Below are 25,544 nucleotides of genomic sequence, written 5' to 3' on the forward strand. Positions count from 1 at the left end.
TTTAACCATGCACGATGTGATCATAATCGGTGGTGGAGCGAGTGGTTTGGCGTGTGCTTTAACCTTAGTATCTGCAAGAGGTAGAGATTGGAGCTGGGCTGAAGATAGAAAGTATCTGGTTTTTGACACGGACCAATCGGATTTAAACAAGGCATACCTGAAGAACGTGCCCGGCTTGCCACCTATCTCGGGAAAAGAGCTTTTAAGTATAATGAGAAAACAGATAGAGGATTGGGGTGGTGTGGAGTTTTCTCAGGAGAGGGTAATAAAGATAAACAGGGAAGACGACGGAAACTACAAAGTTGTCACAGAGTCTGGTGCTCAATACAGCTCAACTTACTTAGTTTTGGCTTGTGGATTTAAAGAGTTCAGCATAGAGGGCTTGGGTTTGGAAGTTATAGAAAATCCCAAGTCCCCAAAGCCTGGTAGGGTTATGATAAAGCACAAAGATTATGAGGTTTTACCTAACTTGTTTGTGGTTGGAACTTTGGCTGGGCTTAGCTCTCATTTTGCTTCCTGTGCGGGCTCTGGTGTGGAGGTTGCGGTGGAAATTCTTTCCCGAATGGCGGGCAAAAGGATAGTAATCCACGACGTGCCGCAGGATTGAAAAAGATATTTCCCTTTCTCCTATCTTTCACCTTTCTTTCCCTTCTTTTCTACTTTTTGCCACCAAAGGAGATAATAAACTTTCTTGGGTTGATAACTCTAAAGGGCTTTCTTCTTGCAAGCTTTTTTTATGGGATGAGCCACATTACCAGGAGTATAAGATGGAAAATACTTCTTAAAGACATCTCCTTTTTTCAGTCCTTCTTCATAAACAGTGCGAACGTGTTTTTGAATAACTTACTGCCCGCAAGGACTGGAGAGCTCAGCTGGTTTTACTACTCAAGAAAACTTGGGATTAACCTTTCAACCTCTTTGGTAGTTTTTCTCTGGGGAAGGCTACTGGACCTCTTTGGACTTTTTATCCTTACCACTTTCTTTTATGCGCTTGAGAAGACAAGCCTCTACCTTGGATTTCTTCCGGTTTTTTTGTTTTCAATCTCCCTTTTTCTGCATGTTCCTTTAAGAAGATTTAAAGGGCTTGACGCTAACTTTTACAGTTCCCTTTTGGCTTGCGTTCTCTCTCTGATCTCTGCCCTTCTGAAGTTTTCCAGCCTTATGTTTTTGGTAGGTTTGGATCCTTCTGTTTTATTGTTTTTAAGTTTTTTAGGTGGTGAGCTAAGCACGGTTTTGCCTATTCACAGCTTTGGTGGCTTTGGCACCTACGAGCTTAGTTTTTCTTTGCCTCAAAAGCTCTTTGGAGAGAGCCTTAAGGAGCCTATAAAGCTTGCCCTTGTGTTTCACGCTTTTCTTCTTCTATCTTCTGCTCTTTATGGCATACCTTCCCTGATATTTCTACATCGTAAGACATCTAAGTTTTAAGCTCTACTTCGCAAACGTCCGTTGCGCCAAAGCTGTCTCTCTTGCAAGCTTCTATGGGAATAACTTTGTAAAAGCTTTTTAGGTATTCGGAGAAGTTGTCCAATATGTGCTTTGCCCAAAGGCTTGATGTGTACGTGTAGTGTTTTTTTATTAGCTCTCTTAGCTCTTCTTTCTCCGCTTCAGTAATAAGCCCCCTTGCTATCACGTAGGAGGTGTTTACCTTCTTTGGAAGCTCTGGATCAAGAATGTATGCGTATCCTCCGGTCATGCCCGCGCCAAGGTTGTATCCCACTGGACCAAGAACTACCACTATACCACCGGTCATGTATTCACAGCAGTGCATGCCAGCCCCTTCTACTACCGCAATAGCCCCGCTGTTTCTAACTCCAAAGCGCTCTCCAGCCTTTCCTGCGGCGAAAAGCTCTCCACCTGTCGCACCGTAAAGGCAGGTGTTTCCCATTATGACATGGTTTTGAGTATCCTCCACATCCGAAGGTTTAATAACTATTCTTCCCCCATACATGCCCTTACCCACATAGTCGTTAGCATCCCCCACAAGGGTTAAAGACATTCCCCTGTGGTTGAATGCACCAAAGCTCTGTCCTGCGGTGCCAAAGAAGGTAAGGTTTATAGTATCTTCCGGCAACCCCTCATCTCTGTATTTAACCGCTATGTAGTATGCAAGGCGGGTAGGTATGGACCTGTCTATGTTTCTTATTTTATATTCTTTTTGCACTTTCTCCCCCCTTTCTATGTATGGCAGTATTTCTTCCTCTATTTGCTGTGCCAATGGGCTTCTTCTTGGGTTGTCGTTTCTATCTACAAGACACTTCAAAGGCTTGTCCTTTGGATAGTCCTCTTTTAAAAACTCTTCAAGTTTAATCCTCATAGAGCCAGGCAGATGGTCAAAGGTTATCACCTCCAGCAAGTCCCTCCTTCCTATTATCTCATCCATGCTTCTAAAACCCATCTGCGCCAGTATTTCCCTCACTTCCCTTGCCACCGCTCTAAAATATGCCATAACATTTTCCACTTTTCCTTTAAACTTTTCCCTGTATTTTGGGTCTTGCGTTGCTACTCCGGTGGGACACTGATTCGTATGACAGAGCCTTGCCATCACGCAACCTTCCGCTATCATTGCAGCAGTCCCAAACCCAAATTCCTCTGCGCCAAGAAGGGCTGCAATTATTACATCTTTACCCGTTCTCATCCCACCGTCTACCCTAAGGCGCACCTTGTCTCTTAAGTTGTTCTCCATCAAAACCCTTTGAGTTTCAGCCAAACCTATTTCCCAATAGTTGCCCGCATTCTTTATTGAACTGTAAGGACTTGCACCCGTTCCTCCTTCCGCTCCACTTATCTGCACTATGTCTGCATAAGCCTTTACCACTCCTGCTGCCACCGTTCCCACTCCCGTTTCGGCCACAAGCTTGACGCACACCCTTGCCTCTGGGTTTGACTCCTTCAGGTCGTTTATAAGCTGGGCTAAGTCTTCTATGGAATAGATGTCGTGATGGGGTGGTGGAGATATTAGGGTAATGCCGGGTTGGGCGTGTCTTAGCTTGGCTATGTATTCGTTTACTTTGTGTCCCGGCAGTTGTCCCCCCTCTCCGGGCTTGGCACCCTGGGCTATCTTTATCTCAATGTCTTTGGCAGAAGCTAAGTAGGTGGGAGTTACACCAAACCTTCCGGATGCAACCTGCTTTATGGCTGAGTTTTTGATGGTCCAATACCTTTGTGGATCCTCTCCACCTTCTCCAGAGTTGCTCTTCATGCCAAGGCGGTTGCAGGCTTCCGCTAAAACCTCGTGAGCTTCTGGAGAAAGAGCTCCCAAGGACATGCCACCCGTTACGAACCTCTTTAGTATGCTCTCCTCTGGTTCCACTTCCTCTATCGGGAGTGGCTTTCCAGCCTTCTTGTAAGTTAGAAGATGCCTTATGAAGGTAGGTCTCTCTTGGTTTGCTATCCTTGAAAACTCCTTGTAGTCTTCGTAGTTCTTTGTTTCCAAAAACTTGTGCAAAGCCCTCACTACGAAAGGAGACCAAGCGTGCCACTCTCCACCCTTTCTAAACTTCATGTCCCCGCCATAATCCAGCTGTGGCTTATCTACTTCATATGCCAGATCATGTCTTCTAATTAAACCATCTTGGACTTCAAAGATCCCGTCTGCTTCTAAGGTTGCGGGTGTGCCCGGAAAGTATTCTTCCACAAAGTCCCTGTTTAAGCATACGGTGTCAAAGATCTTTGCCCCTTGGTAGGAGTTTAGAGTAGATATACCCATCTTGGACATTATCTTGAGAATTCCGTCTTCCAAAGCTTTTTTGTAGTTCAAAATAGCTTTCTCGTAGGGCAGGTCTATCTCTCCTGACTGACAGAGCTCTTTTATGGTTTGATAAGCCAAATATGGATAAATAGCAGAGGCTCCATAACCTACCAAGCAAGCCATATGGTGTGTATCCCTCGCTTCACCTGTTTCCACAACTATGGATATTTTGTTAGAAAGTTTTCTCTCTGATAACCACTTGAAAACTGCGGAAACCGCCAAAAGGCTTGGCACCGCAAGTCTGTATTTGTTTATGTTTGCGTCTGATAGGACTATAATTTCTGCACCTTCCCTTACCGCTTCCTCTACCCTTCTGCAAACAATCTCCACCCCCAGCCTAAGGTCGCATATGGCAATACCTTCATACATAGCGTCGTATATAAGGTCGGTTATACGCCTTTCGCCAGCCAGATCCTGAAGTTCCACTATACAGTAGCTTCTTTCCTTTGGATAGGTTATGGGAATCCAAGCTACTTTAAAGTGATTCTGCTCCATAAGGGTTCTAAACTGGTGGGGAAGAAGTATGGGACTGTCTATTTGGAGCCTCTTCGCATGCTCGGGCGTTTCTTTTAAGAAATTTCTCTTGTAGCCCAAGTTCATCCTCAGGGACATAACCGCTTTTTCTCTTATGGGGTCTATGGGTGGGTTTGTAACTTGGGCAAACCTCTGCTTGAAGTATCTAAAAAGCAGCACTGGCTTTTCTGAAAGGGGTGGTATGGGTGTGTCATCTCCCATTGAAAAGGTTAGCTCTTTTCCTTCTTTAGCCATATAAGCTAAAACGTTTTTTATCTCCTCTTGGGTATATCCAAAGGCTATCTGTTTTCTGATTAGTTCGTTGTCCTGACTTAGCTCAAAGGACTGGTCTTTTGCCAGCTCCTTCAGTCTTACGAGATATCTGTCTATCCATTCTCCGTAAGGCTTTTGTTTTGCCAATCTTTGAAGGATCTCTTCCGTTTTTTCCAGCTTGCCCTCCTTTGGATTTACCAAAAGTGTATCCCCTGGTCCAAGCCTTCCCTTTTCTTTTATCTTCTTCCCCTCCAAATCTACCATGCCCACCTCGGAGCCCAAAATAAGTATGTTGTCTTCTGTGAGAATATACCTTGAGGGTCTAAGGCCATTTCTGTCTAAGTGGGCTCCTATCACCTTCCCGTCTGTAAAGGCTATGGCTGCAGGTCCGTCCCAAGGCTTCATCAAAAGGGACTGATACTCAAAGAACCTTACGACCTCCTCCGAAAGCCAAGGCACGGACTCCCAAGCGGGAGGTATGAGCATGTTTATGGCATGCTCTGGAGAATATCCGGCCAACACCAAAAGTTCAAAAACCCTGTCCAAAGAAGCTGAATCGCTTTCCTGATGAGACACCAAAGGTCTTACAAGCTTTATTCTCTCACCGAAAAGCTCATGCTCCAGCTCGTGCTGCAGTGCCATCATCCAGTTTCTGTTTCCCAAAATCGTGTTTATCTCTCCGTTGTGTGCCAAATATCTAAAGGGCTGGGCTAAGTTCCAGTTGGGAAAAGTGTTTGTGGAGTATCTTTGGTGGAAAAGGCAAAACCAAGACTTTATTCTCTCGTCCAAAAGGTCCGGATAGAATATGTCCAACTGGGGAGCAACGAGCATTCCCTTATAGACCAGCGTTTTTGAGGACAAAGAGGCAAAGTATAGTTTGTCCTTTAATTTGCTGTCCGTTTCTATGATCCTTCTTAAAAGGTAAAGCTCAAGCTCTCTCAAAGTAGGTTCTACCCTTTCGCAGTCCAAAAGAAGGTGAAAGATTTTGGGCATAACCCTTAGGGCAGACTCTCCCACCGCCGAGCTATCTACGGGCACCTCTCTCCATCCTACCAGTCTAAAAGGGCTTTTTCTTATATGCTCTTCCACTTTGTCCTTTACGTCTTGGTATAAAAAAACTGCTCCAACGGCCAAGTTCTCTATGGAACTAAGGGGAAGGTTTTTTTCCTCTATGTAATCTCTGAAAAACTTCCTGGGGATCTCTATCATAACGCCTGCGCCGTCTCCCGTTTTGCCGTCCCCACCTACAGCACCTCTGTGGGTGAGGTTCTTTACCGCCTGCACACCCCACCTAACTATCTGGTGGCTTTGCTCTCCTTTAGTATGGCATACAAAACCTACTCCGCATGAATCATGTTCTAAAATTGCCATCTTACGCTCCTCAAAAAAAGAGTATAATATTTTAAGTTAAAATTTGAAATGGAAAAAGTGAAGTTTGGTGTGCTAACTATATCGGATAGAGCCAGCAAAGGAGAATACGAGGACATAAGCGGAAAGTATATTATAGAATACCTTCACGAAGTTGTAGCCACACCTTTTGAAACGGTCTATCGCATAGTTCCCGACGAAAGAGAGATAATAGAGGGCGCTCTAATTCACATGGCAGATGTGGAAAAGTGCTGCCTTATTCTTACCACTGGAGGAACGGGTCCTGCACCGAGGGACGTAACACCCGAGGCTACTGAAACTGTGTGTCAAAAGATGCTTCCGGGCTTTGGAGAGCTGATGAGGGCAGTATCTTTAAAGCAGGTGCCTACAGCCATCCTCTCAAGACAAACAGCTGGCATAAGAAACTCAACCCTGATCATTAACCTTCCCGGAAAACCCCAATCTATAAAGCTGTGCTTGGATGCGGTATTTCCTGCAGTGCCTTACTGCATAGACCTAATAGGTGGTCCATACATAGAAACAAAGGAAGAAAGATTAAAGGCTTTTAGACCTCAGAAGTAAAAAAGCATACCTCTTCTCCCAAACTTATCCCAAACCTTTCCTTTGCGTTCCCCATAGGAACAAAAAGTTCCATGTATCCAAAGCTTCCGCACACTGCGTTTATCTGCTCCCTTTCCCCTTCCAAAAAGTAGCTAACTACCTTTATTTTTTGCCCTCTAAATACAACATGAGAGTATTTACCGCAGGGTACGTTGGTTATGGCATTACCGTATCTGTCAAAGTGTATAACCTTACCCTCTATTTTGTTTTTGAACTCTTTTGCCTTCTCCCACTCAAGCAAAAACTCATATTCTATCCTTCTTCCTAACATTTGCAAAGGCACACCCTTTGACAGGTAACCGCACACGGGAGCAAAAACATCCCTGCCGTGAAAAGTTTGATTTATCCTTGGAAGAGTAAAGTTTTCAATAAGATAGCATTCGGGGGGCATAGCTATGTCCCTTAGCGCCAAGTCAAAAAGTCCGTTCATCGGTCCGACAAAGGTATAGGCACCGCACCTGACAGCTACAGCCTTTCTTTCTGAACCTACTCCCGGGTCCACCACCCCAAGGAATATACTCCCTTTGGGAAAGTATCTGTAGTGTGCCCTTAAAATGAGCGCACCTTCCATTACGTTAAAGGGTTCTACTTCGTGAGTTAGATCAACTATCTGACAGTAAGGGTTTATAGAAAGCAAAACTCCCTTTACCGCTCCCACAAAGCCGTCTTTTGTTCCAAAATCCGTAAGCAAAACTATCAGGCTCAACTGTTTATAACCTGCACCTTATCCCCTTCTTCTATGAAGGCAGAATGAAGTTCTCTAACAGCAAGCTCTCCGTATTTGGCTTCAATTAGACAGGATATTTTTATTTCAGAGGTAGATATTGCCATTATGTTTATGTTGTTTTTGTAAAGCACTTCAAACATCTTCGCAGCAGTTCCGTAGGAGCTTTTCATACCTATGCCCACAACGGATACTTTGGCTACATTGTCGTCCCTTTCTACCCCCTGAGCTCCTATCTCTTTGGCTACTTTCTTAACTATTTCCTCCGCCTTGTCCGCATCCGCCTTATTGACAGTAAAGGACATATCCGTGTAGCCTTGATGGGACACATTCTGCACTATCATATCCACCACTATGTGAGCATCCCCTAAGGCTTTGAATATACTGTAGGCTATACCAGGTCTATCCGGCACCCTCACTACGGTTATGCGGGATTCTTTTGTGTCTAAGGTTATAGCTCTAACTTCTACCTTCTCCATAACTTCATCCTCCGGCACTATCCATGTTCCCTCCTCTTCGGAAAAGGAACTCCTTACGTGTATTCTAACACCATACTTCATGGCAAGCTCAATGCTTCTTGCCTGCATAACCTTTGCTCCAAGGGAAGCCATCTCAAGCATCTCTTCGTAGGAGATGTAAGGTATTTTCCTTGGTTTGGGAACTATTCTTGGGTCTGCGGTAAAGACTCCGGGCACATCCGTGTATATCTCACAGTCTGAATTTAAGGCGTGGGCTAAGGCTACCGCCGAAAGGTCTGAGCCTCCCCTTCCTAAGGTTGTTATCTCCCAATCCTCCGTCACACCTTGAAAGCCCGCTACTACCACCGTGTATCCCTCTTCCAAAAGGTTTTTTATTCTCTGAACCCCTATTTTCTTTATCTTTGCCTTTGTATGGACCTTATCCGTTATTATGGGCACTTGCCATCCGCAAAGACTCACTGCAGGAACACCGAGCTTGTTAAGGGTTAGTGCAAAGAGGGCTATTGCCTGCTGTTCCCCCGTGCTTATGAGCATATCTACCTCCCGCTCCGAAGGAAACTTATCTATCTGTTTTGCCAAATTTATAAGCCTGTCTGTCTCTCCCGCCATAGCAGAGGATACCACCACAACTTTATAGCCTTCCTCTGTCTTTTTGAAGACCCTTCTTGCTGCGTTCTGTATTCTCTCCAGATTCCCTACGGAGGTGCCACCAAACTTCATAACAAGGGTTTTGCTCATGAAGCTTTTATTTTAACAAAGTCGCAAAAGGTTCTCACAGGACACACATCGCACCTTGGCTTTACTGGTCTGCAGATCGTCTGCCCAAAGGCTACCAAAAGCCTGTTAAAGTCCATCCAGTATTCTTTTGGCAATATCTGAGTTAGCGCCTTCTCTGTCTGCTCTGGAGTTTTTGTGTTTACGAGCTTCCAGCGGTTGCATATGCGATGCACGTGCGTATCCACACCTATGGCTGGCTTTCCGAATGCTTCCACAAGGACTATGTTTGCTACCTTCCTTCCCACTCCTTTCAGCTTCAGAAGCCCCTCAAGGGTGTTAGGCACCTCACCGTTGAACTCTTCTTTAATTTGTAAAGCAATCTGCTTAAGGTATTTTGCCTTGTTTTTGTAAAAGCCCACAGGATACAGCAAGCCTTCAAGCTCCTTTTGGTCTATTTCCAAAAGATCATCCAAGCTCTTTACTCTTTCAAAAAGCCTTTTACAAACTTCGGCAGTTGTTTCGTCCTTTGTGCGAGTAGAAAGAAGGGTGCATATGAGAGATCTCAAAGGATCTCCTCTCTTTTGAGCCTTCAGCTTTTCTATAGGAGCATTAAGGTGGTCATATTCTCTGCGAAGAATTTGTATGACTTTTTTCAGCTCCTGAAGTTCCACCGGGGTTTATAATTATAAAGCTATGGCGGACAGAGAACTTGATATAAAAGGTGAGGTTTGCCCATTTACCTTCGTGAAAAGTAAGCTTGTTTTGGAGCAAATGGAGGTGGGTCAGGTTCTCAGAGTTATTTTAGACTATCCGCCATCCGTGGAAAACGTGCCAAAAAGCATGAAGGAAGAAGGACAAGAAGTGCTGGCAGTTAATAAGTTAGACAATGGCAGTTGGGAAATACTCATAAGGAAGGTTAAATGAGGTTTCTTTTTGTAGTAAGCAGTAATCCTTTTTCAAAAGACTACGCAACTATTTTAAAGCTAACAAAAGAATTGGTAAAAAAGGGAGAGGTTATCATCTTCTTTACGGGCAACGGTGCATACTATACAATAAGACCGGAAACGGAAGAGTTTAAAAAGCTCGGAGCAAGGCTTCTGTTTTGTTCTCATTCTGCCCACCAAAGGGGCATAAAAGAACCCCTTCCCTTCTTTGAAAGCAGTTCTACTTATAATCTCTCAAGAATAATGCTTGAGTGTGATAAAGTCCTATCTTTTAACTGATGGAAAAAAAGAATTTTTTAAACTTATCCCTTTCTGAGCTTGGTGTGGGAACCTATTTGGGAGATTTGGATGAAAAAACCTCACAAGGCTACAGGGAAGTTATACGTGAAGCTTTCAAAAGGGGAGTTAATGTGGTAGATACTGCCATAGTGTATAGGTATATGAAGAGCGAGAGGGACGTGGGTGCGGTAGTAAGTGAGTTCGGAAGGGAGAACTTTGTTATATCTACAAAGGGTGGTTATGTTCCTTACGACGTGGAACTTGGAGTAGATCCAAAGGATTATTTTTACGAGAACTTTATTAATACTGGCATTATAAACATTCAAGAGATGACTTCCCAAGGACACTACCTTGGAGCTAAGTTTATAGAGTGGTGTTTTAACAAAAGCTTGGAAAACATGCAAACAGATTACATAGATATATATTTTCTTCACAATCCCGAAGAGCAACTGAACTTTTTCTCAAGGGAGCAATTCCTAAAGAAGCTGGAAGAGTGTTTTTATTTCTTGGAAGAGATGGTAAGAGTTGGAAAGCTTAAATTTTACGGGCTTGCTACCTGGAGCGGTTTTAGAGTGTCCCCTTCCTCAAGACAGTATTTATCCTTGGCACAGATCGTCAAAGTTGCAGAAAAGGTAGCTGGAAAGGATCACCACATGAGGTTTATCCAACTTCCATACAACTTGGGAATGACAGAAGCATACACTTTAAAAAATCAAGAAATAAACGGAGAAAAACTTTCCACCCTTGAAGCTTGCGAAAGGTTAAACATTTACACTTACACGAGCGCATCCATCTATCAGGGTAGGGTGATAGGTCGTGTCCATCAAAAACTAAAGGAGTTTTTCCACTTAGAGAGGGATATCCATGTAGCCCTTCAGTTCGTAAGGAGCACTCCAGGAGTGGGCACCGCACTGGTAGGAATGAGCAAGCTATACCACTTAAATGAGAACCTTGAGCTGTTTGAAAGACCAAAGATTGACCAAAGCACGTTCCTAAAACTTTTCCAATAAATCTGATGGTTATACTGTAACTTATAAAAACCCTTCCAAAGCCTAAGAAATTCTTAACAATTTCTTAACAAAATTTTCCCCCTTTACCTTATGCTATAGCGAATCATGGGAGGAGAGACCTTTCTAAACCTCATAGAAAGCATGGATAGGTTTGCGGTGGGTATATTCCGTCAGTTTTTAATAAAGGAAGAAGGTGACAAAGTCTTAATCATCACCCCCAACGAAGAATACAAGAAGTGGGCCACTGCGTACTTAACCACAAAGCTAAAGGGTTTTGGAAAAAGTGTAATCGTTGAATGTGAAAAAGAAGCAAAAACTTCCCCTATTGCAAGTAAGCAAGTATGGAAAAACAATCTACTGGACAAATACACCTTTGATAACTTTGTGGTAGGACCTTCCAACGAGCTTGCTTACAAGGTATGCGTTGAGGTGTCAAAAAATCCAGGAAAACTGTTCAACCCAGTATTTTTGTATGGAAGATCTGGCTTAGGAAAGACGCACCTTTTGCATTCCATAGGCAACAGATTAAAACAGAGCTACAACGTTCTTTATACCTCTTTGATGGACTTTTCCGACGCTATGGTAAAGGCACTAAAGGAAAACAGGATTGAGGAATTTAGAGAGCGCTTTTTGAGTCTTGACATGCTCCTGCTGGACGACGTTCAGTTTTTGGTAGGAAAGGAGAGAACTCAGATAGAACTTTTTAGAATTTACGAAAAGCTACAAGCAGAAGAAAAGCAGATAATCTTGGTTAGCGACAGGCACCCGAAGGATCTAAAGGATGTATCCGAGAGGCTTATCAGCAGATTTGAAAGCGGGCTTATCATAGAGATAGGCTTGGATGAAGAAACCAAAAGGAGGATAGTGAAGCAAAAGCTGATCCTATACGGTTTGCCTTTGGACGAGACTACAGTAAATTACGTATTGGAAAATACAGGATACAACGTAAGAGAGATAGAAGGATTTATACAAACTCTTAAAGTGGCAGGATTTAAGCCCAAACCCAACAAGGAGAACGTAGAAAAGAAAGTAGAAACGGTAATAAATCTTGTGGCAAAAAGCTTTAAACTAAATCCAGAACTTTTGAAAAAGGAGACAAAAGAAAGAAAGGTCATAAATGCTAAGTACATTGCGATGTATTTTTGCAAGACTATGTTAAACCTTTCCTACGTTGAAATAAGTAATCTTTTTGGAAAAAAGGATCACACATCCGCGCTGTATGCCATAAAAAAAGTGGAGCAAAGACGCACAGAAGATAGGAAGTTTCAGTATATGATCTCCTTCCTTGAAAAAAGCCTAAAGAAAAGCTTAGGTTTATAATACTTTTCAGATGGATTTCCCCGAAATTCTCATCATACTGCTTGTTGCCATGGTGGTGCTTGGTCCTGAAAAAACCATAGAGTTAGCCACAAAGTTGGGAGAGTTTCTAAGAAAAATAAGAGAGACTTGGGACGAGCTCAGATATCAGATGTATATAGAGAGCTTAAACAAGAAGATTATGGAAGAGTCAGAACAAACCCAATCCTTAGAGGAACAACAGGAGAAAGGCGTTTTAGAATACATAGAGGAAGTTAAGGCTAAAGAGGTGGAGGAAAATGAGTCAGGAACTACCCAAAATGCCTCTGACGGAACATCTAAGGGAACTCAGGCAAAGACTGATTAAGTCTGTTGTTGCCTTCTTGGTTGCTTCTGGTGTTTCCTTTTACATAGCCCAGTATATATTTGAAATCTTAAAGCGACCTGTCAAAAAAGCTTATCCGCATGTGGAGCTTATAACTTTGTCTCCCACCGAACCGCTTTTTATAATTATTAAAATCTCCGTGGTCTTTGGTTTTATACTTTCTTCCCCCGTAATTCTCTATCAACTTTGGAAGTTTGTTGAGCCTGCCCTTTATCCCAACGAGAAGAGGATGGTCATTCCCATAACTTTGTTTTCTCTGATTCTTTTCATCTTGGGCGCAAGCTTTGCTTACTTTTTGGTGATGCCCATAGCTCTCAAGTTTTTAATTGGTATAGGCTTTTCCCAACTTCAGGCTACACCTTTTTTGTCTGTTAATCTCTACATATCCTTCTTGCTCAAGATGATCATCGGCTTTGGTATTGCCTTTCAGCTTCCCATAGTGCTTTTTTTACTGCAAAGAGTGGGCTTGGTTACAGATGCGCAGTTAAAGAGTTTTAGAAAATACTTTATAGTTTTGTCCTTTGTGGTTGGTGCCTTTATTGCACCTGATGCTACAACCCAAGTGCTCATGGCCATACCCCTTATACTGCTTTATGAAATTTCCCTCTTAATTGGCAAACTGGGTAAGAAAAGAAAGACAGGAGCCGCAATAGAGGTAGCAAAAGAAGATGTTTGAAAGGATAGCTATAGTAGGTGTTGGTTTTATGGGGGGAAGCTTTGCGCTCAGCGTAAAATCCGTTCTTCCTTGCCAGATCTTTGGAGTGGATATAAATCCGCAAGCTTTGGAAAGGGCAAAGGGTCTGAAGGTAATCCACGAAGGTTCTACAAACATAAAAGAGCTTAGATCTTTCAAGCCTAACCTGGTGGTATTGGCTACGCCTGTTAGGACCTTTGAAAGTATTGCAAAGAGCTTAAAAGAAGGGTGTCTCTCTGAAGAAACAATAATAACAGACCTGGGAAGTGTTAAAGGGTATTTAGTCTATACGATGGAGAGTATATTGGGAAGCAGGTTTGTAGGAGGACACCCTATAGCGGGCACTGAAAAGTCTGGAGTGGAAAACAGCGTAGATGGTCTTTTTAAGGGCAAAAGAACCATACTTACACCAACCCAAAGGACAGAAAGGGACGCTTTGGAAAAGGTAAAAAAGCTTTGGGAGCTGATAGGATCAAAAGTTGAGTTTATGGACCCCTTTTTGCACGACGTGGTTTTTGGAGCCGTCTCCCATCTTCCCCATGCGGTAGCCTTTGCCCTAATAGATACTCTGCTTTTGCTTACAAAAAGGACTGGTATAGACCTATTCCAGTATCCAGGCGCGGGCTTTAAGGACTTTACCCGCATCGCCGCTTCGGACCCCATAATGTGGAGGGACATCTTTTTGGAAAACAGAGAGAACATTCTTGAGGCTATTGACTGCTACAGCTCTTCTTTAAGAAGACTTAGGGAATTGATTTCAGAAAAAAAGGTGGAGGAATTGACCCAGTATTTGAAGGAAGCCAGAGAGAACAGGTTAAGAATAGAGTAGTAGGGTTTTAGCTTTTTGGCAAATTTCTTTTACTTCTTTTCTTATGTCTCCCTCGTTTGGTCTGTCCAAAAGCCGGTCAAACATATAATTTCTGTCCGTTTCTTCAAACTCTTCAAAATCTACACTTAAAAGCACCTGTTTTGCTTTTGAGTTTATGACTTTGGGAATGTCTTTACCCGCCAGCTCGCACCAAATTAATGCCCAAGCCCTTGCCAGAGCGATGGGATGATAGCCACCCCCACCAAGGTAAATTCCATCCCCCAAAGCTTCTCTAATTAGTTTAAAGGCCCTTAAAAATCCCCAGTTAGAAAGCTCAAACTTGGAAAGGTAATCTTCCTTCAGAGCATCGGTCCCCAACTGAAGCACATAAACCTCCGGTCTAAACACTTCCAAGACTATTTCTAAGCCTTTCTCTAAAGCATACAAAAACTCGCTGTCATTTAACCCCTTAGGCATAGGAAGGTTTAGGTTGTAGCCCTTTCCTTTACCTTCTCCTATCTCCTGCAAAAAGCCCCTACTAAAGGGAAAAGCATATTCGGGAGATTGGTGTATGGAAAAGATAAACACCTGGTCATCTTCATAAAATCCATCCTGCACACCATCGCAGTGATGCGCATCTAAGTCTATGTAAAGTATAGCTTTGAAACCTCTGTGTTTTAGGTAGTTTATGGCTATGGCTGGGTCGTTGATAAAGCAAAAGCCGTGTGCCCTGTTTGGATAGGCGTGATGCATACCACCCGCCGGATTAAAGGCTCTGTAGCCCTCTAAACAGAGCTGAACCGCCTGCACAGTAGAACCCGCAGCAAGCACTGAGCCTTTCCACATAGCGGGAGAAAGGGGATTTTCCAAAGTTCCTATGTTGTATTTTTCCCTTACTTCTTTACTGACCTTTCCGTTCTCGTCGGCCCAACGCAGAGTGTCAAGGTAATCCTTTGTGTGAAAAAGTCTTAGCTCTTCTAAGGAGGCTTCTCTACTTTCAACGTGCTGGCTGTCTTCTAAAAGTTCCATAGCCTTTAGAAACTCCAGAAGAAGGCTAACCCTCGGTATTCTGAGTGGATGGTTTGAAGTATACCTCAGGGACCTATAGGCATAGCTGGCAACGAGCTTAGCTCCTTTCATCACTTATGTATATTCTTCTGACAGGGAAAGGTATTTCTATCCCTTCTTCTTCGTAAGCTTTTTTAATTCTCTTTATAAATTGATGCCTTACGATAAACTGAGCGTCTGGGTCTAATACCCTAAGCACCACGTTGAAGTTTATACCTGAATCTCCAAAAGAAATGTACCTTATGAAAGGTTCAAAGTTTGGGTCCGCTCCCTCAATCTCCTTTTGAATTTCCCTTGCTATTTTTACAGTTACCTTTTCCACCTTTTCAAGGTCATCAAAATATGATACAGAAAGCGGTATGATTAAATTGCTTTCGGAAGTGGGCTTATGATAGTTTATAGCAATGGAGTTGACTAGCTTTGAGTTGGGAATAATCACTAAGTTGTTATCTCTCCTTCTTATGACGGTGTTCATCCAAGTAATGTCCTCAACATAGCCTTCTTCCCCGTTTTCCAGCTTTATAAAATCTCCCACCTCAATCTGTCTGCTGGCTATTATGTTTAGCCCTGAAAAAAAGTTGGAAAGGGTGCCTTGTATTGCAAGAGAGATAGCAAGACCACCTATGCCAAGGGTGGTTATAAAATGAACTACCGGAACTCCTAAAAAGGAAAGCAAAGATATTACACCCAAGATAACGATCAAAAACTTTGCTATTGCAAAGATTATGCCCGTCTGAGGAAATCTTATACTGGTCTTTGAAATGTAAAACCTCAAAAGCTCCGAGGTAAGATTGGCAAAAAACAAAGTAAGGGACAGAATGAGAAGGGACATAAACACCTTTTCCAAGAAAGCTCCATGAACTATTACAGAAGGAGGATAAAGTCTTAAGGTCAAGTAAAGGCTTATTAAAACTACCCAAAGCAAAGAAGGAAAGCGAATTATCTTAAGCACTATTTCCCAATAGTCCTGCGTTAGTTTTCTAAGCCATCCCAAAAGAAGTTTCCTTAGAATAAAGAGCAATGTCAAGGAAACAACAAAAGTAGCCAAGCTAAAAAGGAGCTCTTTATCTACCATCTGGGAACCTTCTTTCTAAAGACTCTAACTAATTTATAACCGACGAAGAACCCTCCTATGTGGGCAAACCAAGCTACCCCTCCCATATCCGCAAAGGGAAGCGTTAGAATACCGTTTGTTATCTGAATAATAACCCAAAGGCCAATGAAGACAATGGCAGGCACTTCCACAAAGGTAAGAAAGAAAAAGAAAGGCACAAGGGCCAATATCCTTGCGTGAGGGAAAAGATACAAGTAAGCTCCAAGCACTCCGCTTATAGCCCCACTTGCCCCCACCATAGGTACGTTTTCGCTACCGGTTAAAAAGCTAACAAAAGTCTGTATTAAACCTGCCCCAATTCCAGAAAGTATGTAAAATAAAAGATACTTAAGCTTTCCCAATTTGTCTTCCACGTTGTCGCCAAAGACCCAAAGGAACCACATGTTTCCTATTATGTGAAGCCAACTACCGTGTAAAAACATGTGGGTAAAGAGCTGATAAAACTTAAAAAAGACTTCTGAGGGTACCAAACCAAAGGTGTGGATAAAAATGTCAAAGTCCATTTCGTCTAAGCTTACCTGATAAAGCCACAAAATTGAGCAAACCATTATTATTGACAGATTAACTATGGGGAAACTTCTGCTTGGGTTTATGTCTTTTATGGGAAGCATCCAAAGTAAAATTATAATGTGTGGTTTTTCCTGCTAATTTTCTTCCTAGCTGGATGCACTATAGTTATAAGGGATAAGTCCGAGCGAAGCAAGATTGGAGAACATGATCAGGGAAGGTACCATACTCTTCGCGTATACTGTCCTACAAAGTTAGAGACCTTGGGATTTTACTGTTCTGGGTCAAGAGCTTACAGTAACCTAGTCCAGGCTGGTAGTAAGGTTAGAATTTACAGCTACCAAACTGGAAAGAGTATAACAATAGCTGTCTTTAGAAGGGAGGATGTAGATGGCGTTTGTGTGCCAGAAAGGTTTGAGTCTTTTCTTGGCAAAAGTCCCTTTAGAGCAAGGATAGAGGTTGAAAGGTGTGGAATTGATGGTATAACTGAGTGCCCTGCTATCATAAGAGGTTTAGCTAGCTGGTATGGACATCCTTACCATGGAAGAGAAAGCTCTTATGGAATAATCTTTGACAAAGAGGGTATGTATGCGGCCCACAGGGAACTGCCCCTTGGAACTTTGTTAAGGGTAAAGAATCTCAAGAACGGTAAAGAAGTGGTAGTAAAGGTTATAGACAGGGGTCCTTTCAAAGAGGGTAGGGTTTTAGACGTTTCTGAAGGCGCGGCTAAAAAATTAGATATGATAAGGGATGGAGAGGTGATGGTAGAAGCTGTAGTTCTGAGATGTGGAGATTAAACGCTCTCTACTATGTTTCTGAGTATTTCCCTCTCCAGCGGGGAGCTAACTTTGGGTAGTATGGTGTCTATCACAGCAGCCTTTGCAGATCCGTACCTTTCCAACCTTCTTGCACATCTTATCGTATCCCTAATAGAAAATACGAATTCCACGGGTTCTTCAGCCTTTTGGCTTTGGTAATCTCTGTAGGCTTTCCTTATGGCATTGGTAATCTTTAGAAGTTCAAAAATTAGCCATACCTGTTGTTCTCTTTTTGGAGTTTTAAGTTCCAGTCCTCTTTCCGTTTCTATGCCATTTACTACAGCATACCAAAGGTAGGTAAAATCTTCGTTGTTTAGGTCAGAAAGGGAAGAAAGATAGTCTTTTAGTATGATTGCTTCATCTGGGTAGAAAAAGCCCCTTTGGTCTTCAAAGGGTGGATAATCCACAAACATAACATCTGCCCTGGATTTTACATCCTGCGGAAGCTCAGAAACACCAAGATAGTGCTGAGGATTCATCCCACCAACAAGGATCACATCGCTACGAGCTTTTATAACTTCACCTGTGGGTAGTGTAAGATACCTCCTGTAATCAAACAGTGGATTAAATAGCTTTACCAGAGAAGGGGGTAAGGTATTTATCTCGTCTATGTATATAACCGCTCCTGGCGTTTGCAAAGCCTTCACAAGCTCAGAAAAGACCCTCTTTGTGCCCCTTTTCGGGTCAAACTCGTAGGTAAAAGTAAGGTCTTCTTTTTCCATCTTTGAGTGGCACGGGACGATGTAAAGAGGTCTGTTGGTAAGTGCGGAAAACACCTCCACCAAAAAGTTTTTACCCACTCCCGCATCACCTTCCAAAATAAGAATGCCTTCCCCAAAGCTAAGTTGGTCTTTTATCAAAGATACAAACCTTTCCAAGTTTTGCACGAACCAAGGTGTTTCCTCAAAGGACACAAAGAGCGGCACTCTGTAGAACTCATGAGAAAACAAACCATTTAAGTGTCTTAAATAGCTTCTTATCCACCTTGGCATGGACCTTAGGTCTTCTACAGGTATGAGATTTGAAAAACGCTTTGGCTCCAATACTATTCCATCTTCCCTCTCAAAGACGATTTTGGCAAAGACCTTTCCGTTGATAAAGAGCTTTTCCTCTGTTTTTAGTCTCCACAATAACTTTCTTCTCTGCCCGTCAAACTTTGGAAACTCTTCATTACCAAAAAGCACCTTGTCCTTTAGGTTTTCTATCCTGAACCTTTTTAGTCTGTATGAGATGATCTTCTCCTGAAGGACCTTTTGTAGAAGCTTTTCCCCTTCCAGTTGAAGTTCCTTTGGAAGCTTATCCAGAAGGATTCTGAAATCCTTAACTTCCTGATGGCTTTCCAATGTTTCTATGTCCGAGCCTTCTCTTTCCTGAAGAGATCGCTTCAATACTTCCACACCTTCTAATAGCATACTTTTTAAGCTCGTGTTTATTTGATCCTTTACTTTCGTTAGAATTTCTATCTCCTCTTTCCCTTCTGCGCTGTTTAGCCAATCCTCTACCTTTTTAAGGTCTTCTTTTGATAGCTCTTTCTTTCTTAGCTTTTGCTGCATATCTTCCAAAAACAGATCCAGCCTGCGCTTTCTTAAAAACTCTTCTCCTTGTAGTATTAACTCCCTTATGCGTCTGAGTGGAATATCTACAGAGTAGAGCTCTCTTAGACCTTTTAAACCATCTAACTGAGAAAGGCTTTTAGCTTTTTCCACACTGGAGACAAAATCCTTGTAAAGTTTTTCAGCTTGCTTTATAAGCTTCTCTTGTCTGTCTTTTGGGTAGATAAAGTCCAGTAGGTTTGAACCCAACTTTACCAACTGGTATAGTTTGCCTTCTTTTAAGTTAATCATCCTGCTTGTGTATACAGAGCCGTCCTTAGACACCTTTACCACCGAATAGCCAAAACCTTCTAAGGTCTGTAGGTATTGCCCGGAGCTCAGATCCACTATACCTAAGCTGTTTTCCTCGGCATCTGCAAGAAAGAGAAAGGTTTCCTGCTCATCACCGTCTAAAGCAGAAACTTTTATGGGAGTGTCCAACCTCAATACCTCTTGTTCTGTATTGACGTCCAAAACCACGATTTTATTACCTTCACCAAGTACCAGTTTTGAGCCAAAAAGGGAGATAGCCCTTTCGGGTTTGTAGGGCAGATTTTTTAAAAGATTGCCCCCCATGCTGTATATGGCACATCCTTCAGTGCCAGACACAAATATCTTCATAGAAGGTAAAATTTTTATGCCCTTGATCTCTCCAACTTCTGGGCAGGAAAAGGTGCTCCTAAAATCCACTGTTTGAAAGGACAGATCAGTTGCCACGTCTATGGTATAAACCTTGTTGCCTACCACTCCAAAGGCTAACACACCTCTTCTTATGTCCAACCCTGCAGAGGGTCTTATATTCTCCTGGGATAGTTTAAAGCTCTTCCACTTTGTAGGATTTTCTGGATCTTCTATGCGATAGACCACCAAGTAGGGTGGTGCAAGCAAAGCTAAAAAGCCTTCTTTGAACAGTATTTCCGAAACAACCTGTGCAGGTGGGCGTGCCGGTAGTCTATGAAACCTACCCTTCCAGTCGTAAAACTGGAGAATGCCGTGTCTCCTTCCTACCAAAAGCCAGCGAGCGTCCTCGGAAACCCCTATGGTTTCTATCCAAAATTCCTCTACTTTTGTATCCGGATCTCGTTGAAGATCTTCTTCCACCCAAAGTTTTAGCACACCCTTTGAAGACTGTATTTCGTAGGTTTCTCTCCTCTGTTTTTCCTTACTACCAAAAAGCCTCTTGAGCATCTCCATTTAAAATGAGTTTAAGGCCTGCACCGCAAAGAAGTGTAAGTTTTTTATTATATCCTTATAAGGCAGTGTTATAAGTCCTCAAACTGCTTCTTTGAAGATGTATTTAGGCTTGGTATTATTCTTCACGGTCTCCTCATCTACTAAAACTTTCCTTAAACCTTTTTTTGATGGAACTTCAAACATGACATCCGTCATTATATCTTCCATTATGGCTCTTAGTCCGCGGGCACCTGTCTTTCTTTTTATGGATTCCTTCGCTATTTCCCTTAGAGCCCCTTCTGTTATCTCAAGCTCCACGCCTTCCATTTCAAAGAGCTTTTTATACTGCTTTACCAAAGCGTTCTTTGGCTCCACCAACACCCTAACCAAGTCCTCTTCTGTAAGCTCGTCAAGGACAGCAACAACAGGAAACCTTCCTACAAACTCAGGGATCATACCAAAGTGGATCAGGTCGTCGGGCTCTACGTAAGAAAGCACATTCCCCTCAAGGTTGTACTTACCTATGGCTGATTCAAAACCTACGGTAGATTTGCCAAGCCTGCGCTTTATTATGTCCTCCAGTCCCACAAAGGCACCACCGCATATAAATAGAATGTCCGTCGTATCCACCTGTATAAATTCCTGGTGTGGGTGCTTCCTTCCGCCTTGGGGGGGCACGTTTGCCACAGTCCCCTCCACGATCTTTAAGAGTGCCTGCTGCACACCCTCTCCCGAAACGTCCCTGGTTATGGAAGGGTTTATACCAGACTTTTTGGCTATCTTGTCTATCTCGTCTATATACACTATACCCTTCTGTGCCAGTTTAACATCATAATCGCAGTTTTGTAAAAGGCGTGTTAGCACGTTTTCCACATCCTCACCTACATATCCCGCTTCCGTAAGGCTCGTAGCATCCGCTATGGCAAAGGGAACGTTTAGGATCTTTGCCAGTGTTTTAGCAAGCAGAGTTTTTCCAGACCCAGTAGGACCTATCATAAGTATGTTGCTCTTTTCTATTTCTACATCATCCAGCTTCATGCCAAGCTCTTTCATCCTTATTCTTTTGTAATGGTTATAAACAGCCACTGAAAGAACCTTTTTAGCCCTCTCCTGACCTATCACATACTGGTCTAAGATGGCCTTTATCTCTTCAGGCTTTGGGATTTCCCTAATTTCAGTCATAACCAACTGGCTTTTTTGCTCCCTTATGATCGCATTGCAAGTATCCACGCACCTGTCACATATGTAAGTATCGTTGGGGCCCGCTATAAGCACAAGAACTTCACTTTGCGCCCTGCCACAAAAAGAACATCTATGCTCTTGGTTTTTATAAGCTTTACCCAAAACAAAACCCCCTAAGTCCTCTTTGCGATAACCTTATCAACTATGCCATATTCTAACGCCTCTTGGGCTGACATAAAGTAGTCCCTTTCCACATCCCTCTCTATCTTTTCTAAGGGCTGTCCTGTGTGGAGAGCGAGTATCTCATTTAGCATGTGCTTTATCCTCTTTATTTCCTCCGCATGGATTATTATGTCCGTCGCCTGACCGGTTATTCCACCTATGGGCTGATGGATCATTATCCTTGCGTGGGGAAGAGCGTACCTTTTACCTTTGGTCCCAGCGGCAAGGAGCACCGCGCCCATGGATGCAGCCTGTCCTATGCATATGGTTACCACATCGGGCTTTATGTATTGCATAGTATCGTATATAGCCATACCTGCGGTGACAGAACCCCCTGGACTGTTTATGTACATGTATATGTCCTTTTCTGGGTCCTGCGCCTCCAGGAAAAGAAGCTGGGCAACTATCAGGTTGGATACGTGGTCGTCTATTGGATATCCAAGCAGAACGATCCTATCCTGCAAAAGCCTTGAGTATATGTCATAGGCCCTTTCACCCCTTGGCGTTTGCTCTATAACTATAGGCACAAGTTGGTCAAGTATTTTCATTCTTCCTTTCCTCCTTATTTTCAACTTCCAACACCTCTACCTTTTGAATTATATCTTTAAGAGCTTTGTTTCTTAAGGCATCTTCCACTATGACACTTTCCAAACCTTTAGACTGTATGTCAGCTTTTATCTTATCCACCTCAACACCGTATACAGAAGCCAGCTTAGAATATTCATTTTCTATCTCTTCTGAAGAGACTTCCAAGCTTTTCACCTGGGCGTATTTATCCAAAATATACCTAAGTTTTATGTTTGCAACTGCTTGGGGTAACAACTCTTTTGCTATTCCTTGCACATCCACATATCTTGTATCTATGCCCAAGGATGCAAGCTCTTTTAGCCTTGTATCAACCAAAAAGCTTATTTCCCTCCTAAGGAGGGTCTGTGGAATATCAAACTGATGTATTTCTAGCAGTTTTTTGACAACAGCATCTTCCACCAATAACTTTTTATAGTCTTCAAGGCGATTCTTTATAAGATCCCTTATCTTTTCCTCCGCTTCTTTCCAAGTTTCTCCAAAGCCAAGTTCCTTTGCAAAGTCGTCGTTAGCTTCCGGAAGCACTTTCTCCTTTACCGCTTTTATCTGTATTTTAACCTTCGCCTTACCTACCACTTTTCCCTCTGTATCAAACAGATCCACGCTATCTACGGTTATCTCATCTCCCTCCTTTTTGTTCAACAGCTCCCTTTCTATTTCTTCCCTCAAAAACTTCTGCCCCACTATAACCGTGGTTTCCCCTTCTGAAGTCTCCCCGCTATCCAGATCCTGGACATTGTATTGAATAACCACCATGTCTCCCTCTCTGATTTCTCTGTCTACTGGTTCCCATACAGCGTGTTGGTTCCTTAGCTTGTTTATCTCCTCTTGAACCATCTCTTCTTTGAACTCAACTTTTGGCACTTCAACCTTCAAGCTTTCTATCTCTTCCAGCTTAAGTTCAAAGGAAGGTGGAACTTCAAAAACAACTCTGTAAGCTACCTTATTTTCCTTCTCGTTAAGCTCTACTTCTTCTAAGTATATGTCAGCCACCGGTTTGAGACTGCTCTCCTCTATTGCTTTTTGTAAGGTTGCGTCCGCCACCTTCTTTCCCACCTCCTCCCTTATATAGTCCTTATACTTTGCCTTTATAAGCCACAGCGGAGCCTTTCCCTTTCTAAATCCCTCCAGCTCTACGTTTTGAACAAGTTGGTTGAAAACACCTTCTAAACTTTCCTTTACAATCTGTCCTTCAACTTCAACCCTCAAACTCCTAAAGAGTCCTTCTCTTTCTTCCAAGCTAACTTTCATACAAACCTCCTTGAAGTAATGCGGGTGGAGGGAGTCGAACCCTCACGGGCTAAGCCCACAGGATCCTAAGTCCTGCGCGTCTGCCAATTCCGCCACACCCGCTTTAAGGTGTAAAATTATACCATGTTCATGTTCTTGGTTATTCTCTTGCTGGTGAGCCTCTCATGGGCTTCCGTAGTGGCAAGAATAGGTTCTGAAACGATAAAAAGGGATGAGGTCTATTCACTTTTCCAATCCTACTGGAGGGAGATCCTTCATCTTCCAATAGCAAGAGCTACAAAGTTTGACGTTCAAAACTTTTTGGTGGAGCTTGTAAGGGCAAAGATCATACAAAAAGAAGCTAAAAAGATGGGCATTACCATAGATGAAAGAGAGTTGGAAGAGTATATAGAAAGAAACATAGGCTCTAAGAACTTAAGCAGGGCGGCACGTGAATTTATAAAAACAGAACTGTTAATAGACAAGATCCTTGATAGATTGGGTGGTGGTGTGCAAGTAAATGAAAATCAGATAATAGCTTACTATTATTTAAACCTTAGGGACTTTAAAATGCCTGCTCAGGTTGGACTTGAACGCTTTGTAGCCGATACTCTTGACAGTGCCAACGAAGTCCATTATCGGCTTTCAAAAGGCATTGAGTTTCTGGAAGATATTAAGGGATTGAGAAAGGGTGAGATTATGTGGTATTCCATACAGGCTCTGCCCGAAGTGCTTCGCAAACAACTCAGTCCCTATCAGATCGGAACCCTTTCCAAGCCTATTCAAACTGAAGCAGGTTATGTAATATTTAGGGTTGCTGGTAGGAGGAACGAGGGTATTATACCTTTGGAGGAAGCTAAATCCATGGTTAGGGCTAAACTTATAAAGGAAAAAAGGCAGGAGGTTTTAAAGGAATGGTTGGAGAACACATTAAAAAACTATCGTGTGGAATTTTACTTTTCGCAACTTTAGTAACATCTTCCTTTGCGGGAAGATTCTTTGATAGGGTTGTGGCGTCCGTTAATGGAGAGGCAATTTTGGAAAGCGATTTAAAGCTTGGAATGCTCTTTTACAACTCCGCAGACAAGCAAGAAGTTCTATCAAGGCTTTTGGATGTGTGGCTGATAAACCAGTTTGTGCAAGGGAGAGGGCTTAGCGTTCAAGAAGAGCTATTAGACCAAAGCATACTCAGATTGGCCCAGATTAACAACATGAGTTTGGAAGAGCTCCAAAAAGAGATGGAAACTGAAGGATTGACTCTTAAAGACTTAAGAGAGTTTCTAAGGCGGGAACTGATCTTCAGTCAGGGTATATACGCAATCCTAATAAAGGAGGTTGATGTTTCTTCTGTAGAGTTAGTTTTGGAAAAATACAAATCTGGAGAAGTGGTTGTGAAAAGGGTTGTGGATGTGCTCATTTTAGAAAGGGGGGATGGGCAGAAGGTGCTAAGCATACTGGAAAAGACAAGAGACTTTGAGGAGATAGCCAAACTTCTTGGGCTCAAGCCTGAAAGGTTGTCCGTTGAGAGGGGAATGTTGGTGGATAGCCTTGACAAAGAGGTTTGGAGCGCAAAGGTTGGAGATCTGGTCTTTGCAGAAGACAAAGATCACATATACATAGCAAGGGTTTCTGAGATCAGAGAAGAATACAAAGGCAAGTCTATTGAAGAGTTAAGGGAAGAGATCCTACTAAAAAAACTGGAGGAGAGAAAGAAAGAGCTAATAGAAAACCTCAGGAAAAGGAGCTTTATAAAGGTTGTGCAATGAACTGGGAGCTAATAGCCACAGGCTTTTACCTTGGAAGGTTCAAGTATGCACCCGGGACGGTGGGAACCCTTTTGGGTGTGTTTTTGGCATACCTCTTTGGCTTTAAGTGGTGGTTGGTCTTGCTTTTGGGTATTCCCCTTTACCTTTTGGCTGTAAAAAGTGCAGAGTATATGTTAGAGCTAACTAGGGAAAAAGATCCAGAAAGCGTGGTTATAGACGAGATAGTGGGCTATTTCTTTTCCTTCCTCTGGATTGAGCCCACTTTAAAAACTATCGTCCTTGCCTTTTTGATCTTCAGAGTTTTGGATATCTTTAAGCCCTTTCCCATAGATCTTTTTGAAAGACTGCCCAAAGGGCACGGAGTGGTAGCGGACGATGTCATTGCAGGATTGCTGACGGGTTTTATACTTTACTTAATACTTTAAGGA

25 protein-coding genes and 1 tRNA gene are annotated in these 25,544 nt (G+C 42.7%); 14 read left to right on the plus strand and 12 right to left on the minus strand.

The genetic code is table 11. The annotated features are described in order from the left end of the window. Positions 1–7 precede the first annotated feature (7 nt). Together V7P40_RS02270 and V7P40_RS02275 are read left to right on the plus strand one after the other, a co-directional pair. A complete protein-coding gene (locus V7P40_RS02270; RefSeq protein WP_333784347.1) occupies positions 8–607 on the plus strand; it encodes an FAD-dependent oxidoreductase in 600 nt (199 codons plus the stop codon). After that, positions 604–1,425: a lysylphosphatidylglycerol synthase domain-containing protein gene (locus V7P40_RS02275; protein ID WP_333784348.1), complete on the plus strand. Its 822-nt coding sequence runs from the start codon at positions 604–606 to the stop codon at positions 1,423–1,425. The genes V7P40_RS02270 and V7P40_RS02275 overlap by 4 nt, the downstream gene beginning before the upstream one ends. Here V7P40_RS02275 and gltB read toward each other — a convergent pair. After that, positions 1,415–5,905, minus strand: coding sequence for a glutamate synthase large subunit (gene gltB / locus V7P40_RS02280; RefSeq protein ID WP_333784349.1), 4,491 nt, complete (start codon positions 5,903–5,905; stop codon positions 1,415–1,417). The genes V7P40_RS02275 and gltB overlap by 11 nt on opposite strands. A 48-nt stretch (positions 5,906–5,953) precedes the next feature. Between gltB and mog the strand changes: the two genes are divergently transcribed. Then, positions 5,954–6,484, plus strand: coding sequence for a molybdopterin adenylyltransferase (gene mog, locus V7P40_RS02285; protein WP_333784350.1), 531 nt, complete (start codon positions 5,954–5,956; stop codon positions 6,482–6,484). Here the strand turns inward: mog and V7P40_RS02290 are convergent. From V7P40_RS02290 to nth, 3 genes are read right to left on the minus strand one after another with little or no spacing between them, the layout of a single operon-like run. Further along, positions 6,468–7,229: an SAM-dependent chlorinase/fluorinase gene (locus V7P40_RS02290; RefSeq protein ID WP_333784351.1), complete on the minus strand. Its 762-nt coding sequence runs from the start codon at positions 7,227–7,229 to the stop codon at positions 6,468–6,470. The two genes, mog and V7P40_RS02290, sit on opposite strands and share 17 nt — an antisense overlap. Then, positions 7,226–8,464, minus strand: coding sequence for an aspartate kinase (locus tag V7P40_RS02295; RefSeq protein WP_333784352.1), 1,239 nt, complete (start codon positions 8,462–8,464; stop codon positions 7,226–7,228). The genes V7P40_RS02290 and V7P40_RS02295 overlap by 4 nt, the downstream gene beginning before the upstream one ends. Beyond that, positions 8,461–9,114, minus strand: coding sequence for an endonuclease III (nth, locus tag V7P40_RS02300; protein ID WP_333784353.1), 654 nt, complete (start codon positions 9,112–9,114; stop codon positions 8,461–8,463). Before nth ends, V7P40_RS02295 begins: the two co-directional genes overlap by 4 nt. A gap of 22 nt (positions 9,115–9,136) precedes the next feature. Between nth and V7P40_RS02305 the strand changes: the two genes are divergently transcribed. The 7 genes from V7P40_RS02305 (at position 9,137) to V7P40_RS02335 (ending at position 13,880) form a co-directional block, all read left to right on the plus strand. After that, positions 9,137–9,367 carry a sulfurtransferase TusA family protein gene (locus tag V7P40_RS02305; RefSeq protein WP_333784354.1) on the plus strand — a complete coding sequence of 77 codons (231 nt, stop codon included), beginning with the start codon at positions 9,137–9,139 and terminating at the stop codon, positions 9,365–9,367. Then, complete coding sequence (locus V7P40_RS02310) at positions 9,364–9,666, plus strand: DsrE family protein (protein WP_333784355.1); 303 nt, start codon at positions 9,364–9,366, stop codon at positions 9,664–9,666. The genes V7P40_RS02305 and V7P40_RS02310 overlap by 4 nt, the downstream gene beginning before the upstream one ends. Continuing rightward, the gene (locus V7P40_RS02315) at positions 9,666–10,676 is read left to right on the plus strand and encodes an aldo/keto reductase (RefSeq protein ID WP_333784356.1); all 1,011 of its coding nucleotides are present in this window, start codon (positions 9,666–9,668) and stop codon (positions 10,674–10,676) included. Before V7P40_RS02310 ends, V7P40_RS02315 begins: the two co-directional genes overlap by 1 nt. A 105-nt stretch (positions 10,677–10,781) precedes the next feature. Beyond that, positions 10,782–11,996 carry a chromosomal replication initiator protein DnaA gene (locus V7P40_RS02320; protein ID WP_333784357.1) on the plus strand — a complete coding sequence of 405 codons (1,215 nt, stop codon included), beginning with the start codon at positions 10,782–10,784 and terminating at the stop codon, positions 11,994–11,996. Positions 11,997–12,006: 10 nt separating this feature from the next. After that, the gene (locus V7P40_RS02325; protein WP_333784358.1) at positions 12,007–12,339 is read left to right on the plus strand and encodes a twin-arginine translocase TatA/TatE family subunit; all 333 of its coding nucleotides are present in this window, start codon (positions 12,007–12,009) and stop codon (positions 12,337–12,339) included. Then, positions 12,293–13,033, plus strand: a complete 741-nt coding sequence (gene tatC, locus V7P40_RS02330) for a twin-arginine translocase subunit TatC (protein WP_333784383.1) — start codon at positions 12,293–12,295, stop codon at positions 13,031–13,033. Before V7P40_RS02325 ends, tatC begins: the two co-directional genes overlap by 47 nt. Further along, positions 13,026–13,880 carry a prephenate dehydrogenase/arogenate dehydrogenase family protein gene (locus tag V7P40_RS02335; RefSeq protein ID WP_333784359.1) on the plus strand — a complete coding sequence of 285 codons (855 nt, stop codon included), beginning with the start codon at positions 13,026–13,028 and terminating at the stop codon, positions 13,878–13,880. Before tatC ends, V7P40_RS02335 begins: the two co-directional genes overlap by 8 nt. Here the strand turns inward: V7P40_RS02335 and V7P40_RS02340 are convergent. Genes V7P40_RS02340 through V7P40_RS02350 form a run of 3 tightly spaced genes read right to left on the minus strand, consistent with a single transcriptional unit; the run spans position 13,866 to position 16,652 of the window. Beyond that, positions 13,866–14,999 carry an acetoin utilization protein AcuC gene (locus V7P40_RS02340; RefSeq protein ID WP_333784384.1) on the minus strand — a complete coding sequence of 378 codons (1,134 nt, stop codon included), beginning with the start codon at positions 14,997–14,999 and terminating at the stop codon, positions 13,866–13,868. The two genes, V7P40_RS02335 and V7P40_RS02340, sit on opposite strands and share 15 nt — an antisense overlap. Beyond that, positions 14,986–16,002: a mechanosensitive ion channel family protein gene (locus tag V7P40_RS02345; RefSeq protein ID WP_333784360.1), complete on the minus strand. Its 1,017-nt coding sequence runs from the start codon at positions 16,000–16,002 to the stop codon at positions 14,986–14,988. The genes V7P40_RS02340 and V7P40_RS02345 overlap by 14 nt, the downstream gene beginning before the upstream one ends. Continuing rightward, the gene (locus V7P40_RS02350; protein ID WP_333784361.1) at positions 15,996–16,652 is read right to left on the minus strand and encodes a rhomboid family intramembrane serine protease; all 657 of its coding nucleotides are present in this window, start codon (positions 16,650–16,652) and stop codon (positions 15,996–15,998) included. The genes V7P40_RS02345 and V7P40_RS02350 overlap by 7 nt, the downstream gene beginning before the upstream one ends. 18 nt (positions 16,653–16,670) lie before the next feature. On the opposite strand from V7P40_RS02350, the gene V7P40_RS02355 reads away from it, so the two are divergent. Continuing rightward, entirely contained in the window at positions 16,671–17,345 is a 675-nt protein-coding gene (locus tag V7P40_RS02355) for a septal ring lytic transglycosylase RlpA family protein (protein ID WP_333784362.1), read from the plus strand. On the opposite strand, the gene V7P40_RS02360 is transcribed toward V7P40_RS02355, so the two are convergent. From V7P40_RS02360 to V7P40_RS02380, 5 genes are all read right to left on the minus strand, one after another. Further along, positions 17,342–20,152: an AAA family ATPase gene (locus V7P40_RS02360; protein WP_333784363.1), complete on the minus strand. Its 2,811-nt coding sequence runs from the start codon at positions 20,150–20,152 to the stop codon at positions 17,342–17,344. The genes V7P40_RS02355 and V7P40_RS02360 overlap by 4 nt on opposite strands. Positions 20,153–20,230: 78 nt before the next feature. Continuing rightward, positions 20,231–21,475 (minus strand): ATP-dependent Clp protease ATP-binding subunit ClpX, encoded by a 1,245-nt coding sequence (gene clpX, locus V7P40_RS02365; RefSeq protein ID WP_333784364.1) that lies wholly within the window; start codon positions 21,473–21,475, stop codon positions 20,231–20,233. A gap of 11 nt (positions 21,476–21,486) precedes the next feature. Further along, positions 21,487–22,083: an ATP-dependent Clp endopeptidase proteolytic subunit ClpP gene (clpP, locus tag V7P40_RS02370; RefSeq protein ID WP_333784365.1), complete on the minus strand. Its 597-nt coding sequence runs from the start codon at positions 22,081–22,083 to the stop codon at positions 21,487–21,489. Further along, positions 22,070–23,371, minus strand: a complete 1,302-nt coding sequence (gene tig, locus V7P40_RS02375) for a trigger factor (RefSeq protein ID WP_333784366.1) — start codon at positions 23,369–23,371, stop codon at positions 22,070–22,072. The genes clpP and tig overlap by 14 nt, the downstream gene beginning before the upstream one ends. 19 nt (positions 23,372–23,390) lie before the next feature. Further along, positions 23,391–23,473, minus strand: a tRNA-Leu gene (locus tag V7P40_RS02380). Between the two features lie 21 nt (positions 23,474–23,494). Between V7P40_RS02380 and V7P40_RS02385 the strand changes: the two genes are divergently transcribed. Genes V7P40_RS02385 through V7P40_RS02395 form a run of 3 tightly spaced genes read left to right on the plus strand, consistent with a single transcriptional unit; the run spans position 23,495 to position 25,541 of the window. Continuing rightward, complete coding sequence (locus V7P40_RS02385; RefSeq protein WP_333784367.1) at positions 23,495–24,322, plus strand: peptidyl-prolyl cis-trans isomerase; 828 nt, start codon at positions 23,495–23,497, stop codon at positions 24,320–24,322. Continuing rightward, entirely contained in the window at positions 24,265–25,116 is an 852-nt protein-coding gene (locus tag V7P40_RS02390; RefSeq protein ID WP_333784368.1) for a peptidylprolyl isomerase, read from the plus strand. The genes V7P40_RS02385 and V7P40_RS02390 overlap by 58 nt, the downstream gene beginning before the upstream one ends. Continuing rightward, complete coding sequence (locus tag V7P40_RS02395) at positions 25,113–25,541, plus strand: phosphatidylglycerophosphatase A (protein ID WP_333784369.1); 429 nt, start codon at positions 25,113–25,115, stop codon at positions 25,539–25,541. Before V7P40_RS02390 ends, V7P40_RS02395 begins: the two co-directional genes overlap by 4 nt. The last annotated feature ends 3 nt before the right edge of the window (positions 25,542–25,544 follow it).

Origin of the sequence: Thermocrinis sp., from assembly GCF_036781485.1 — a bacterium.
GTDB lineage: Bacteria > Aquificota > Aquificia > Aquificales > Aquificaceae > Thermocrinis.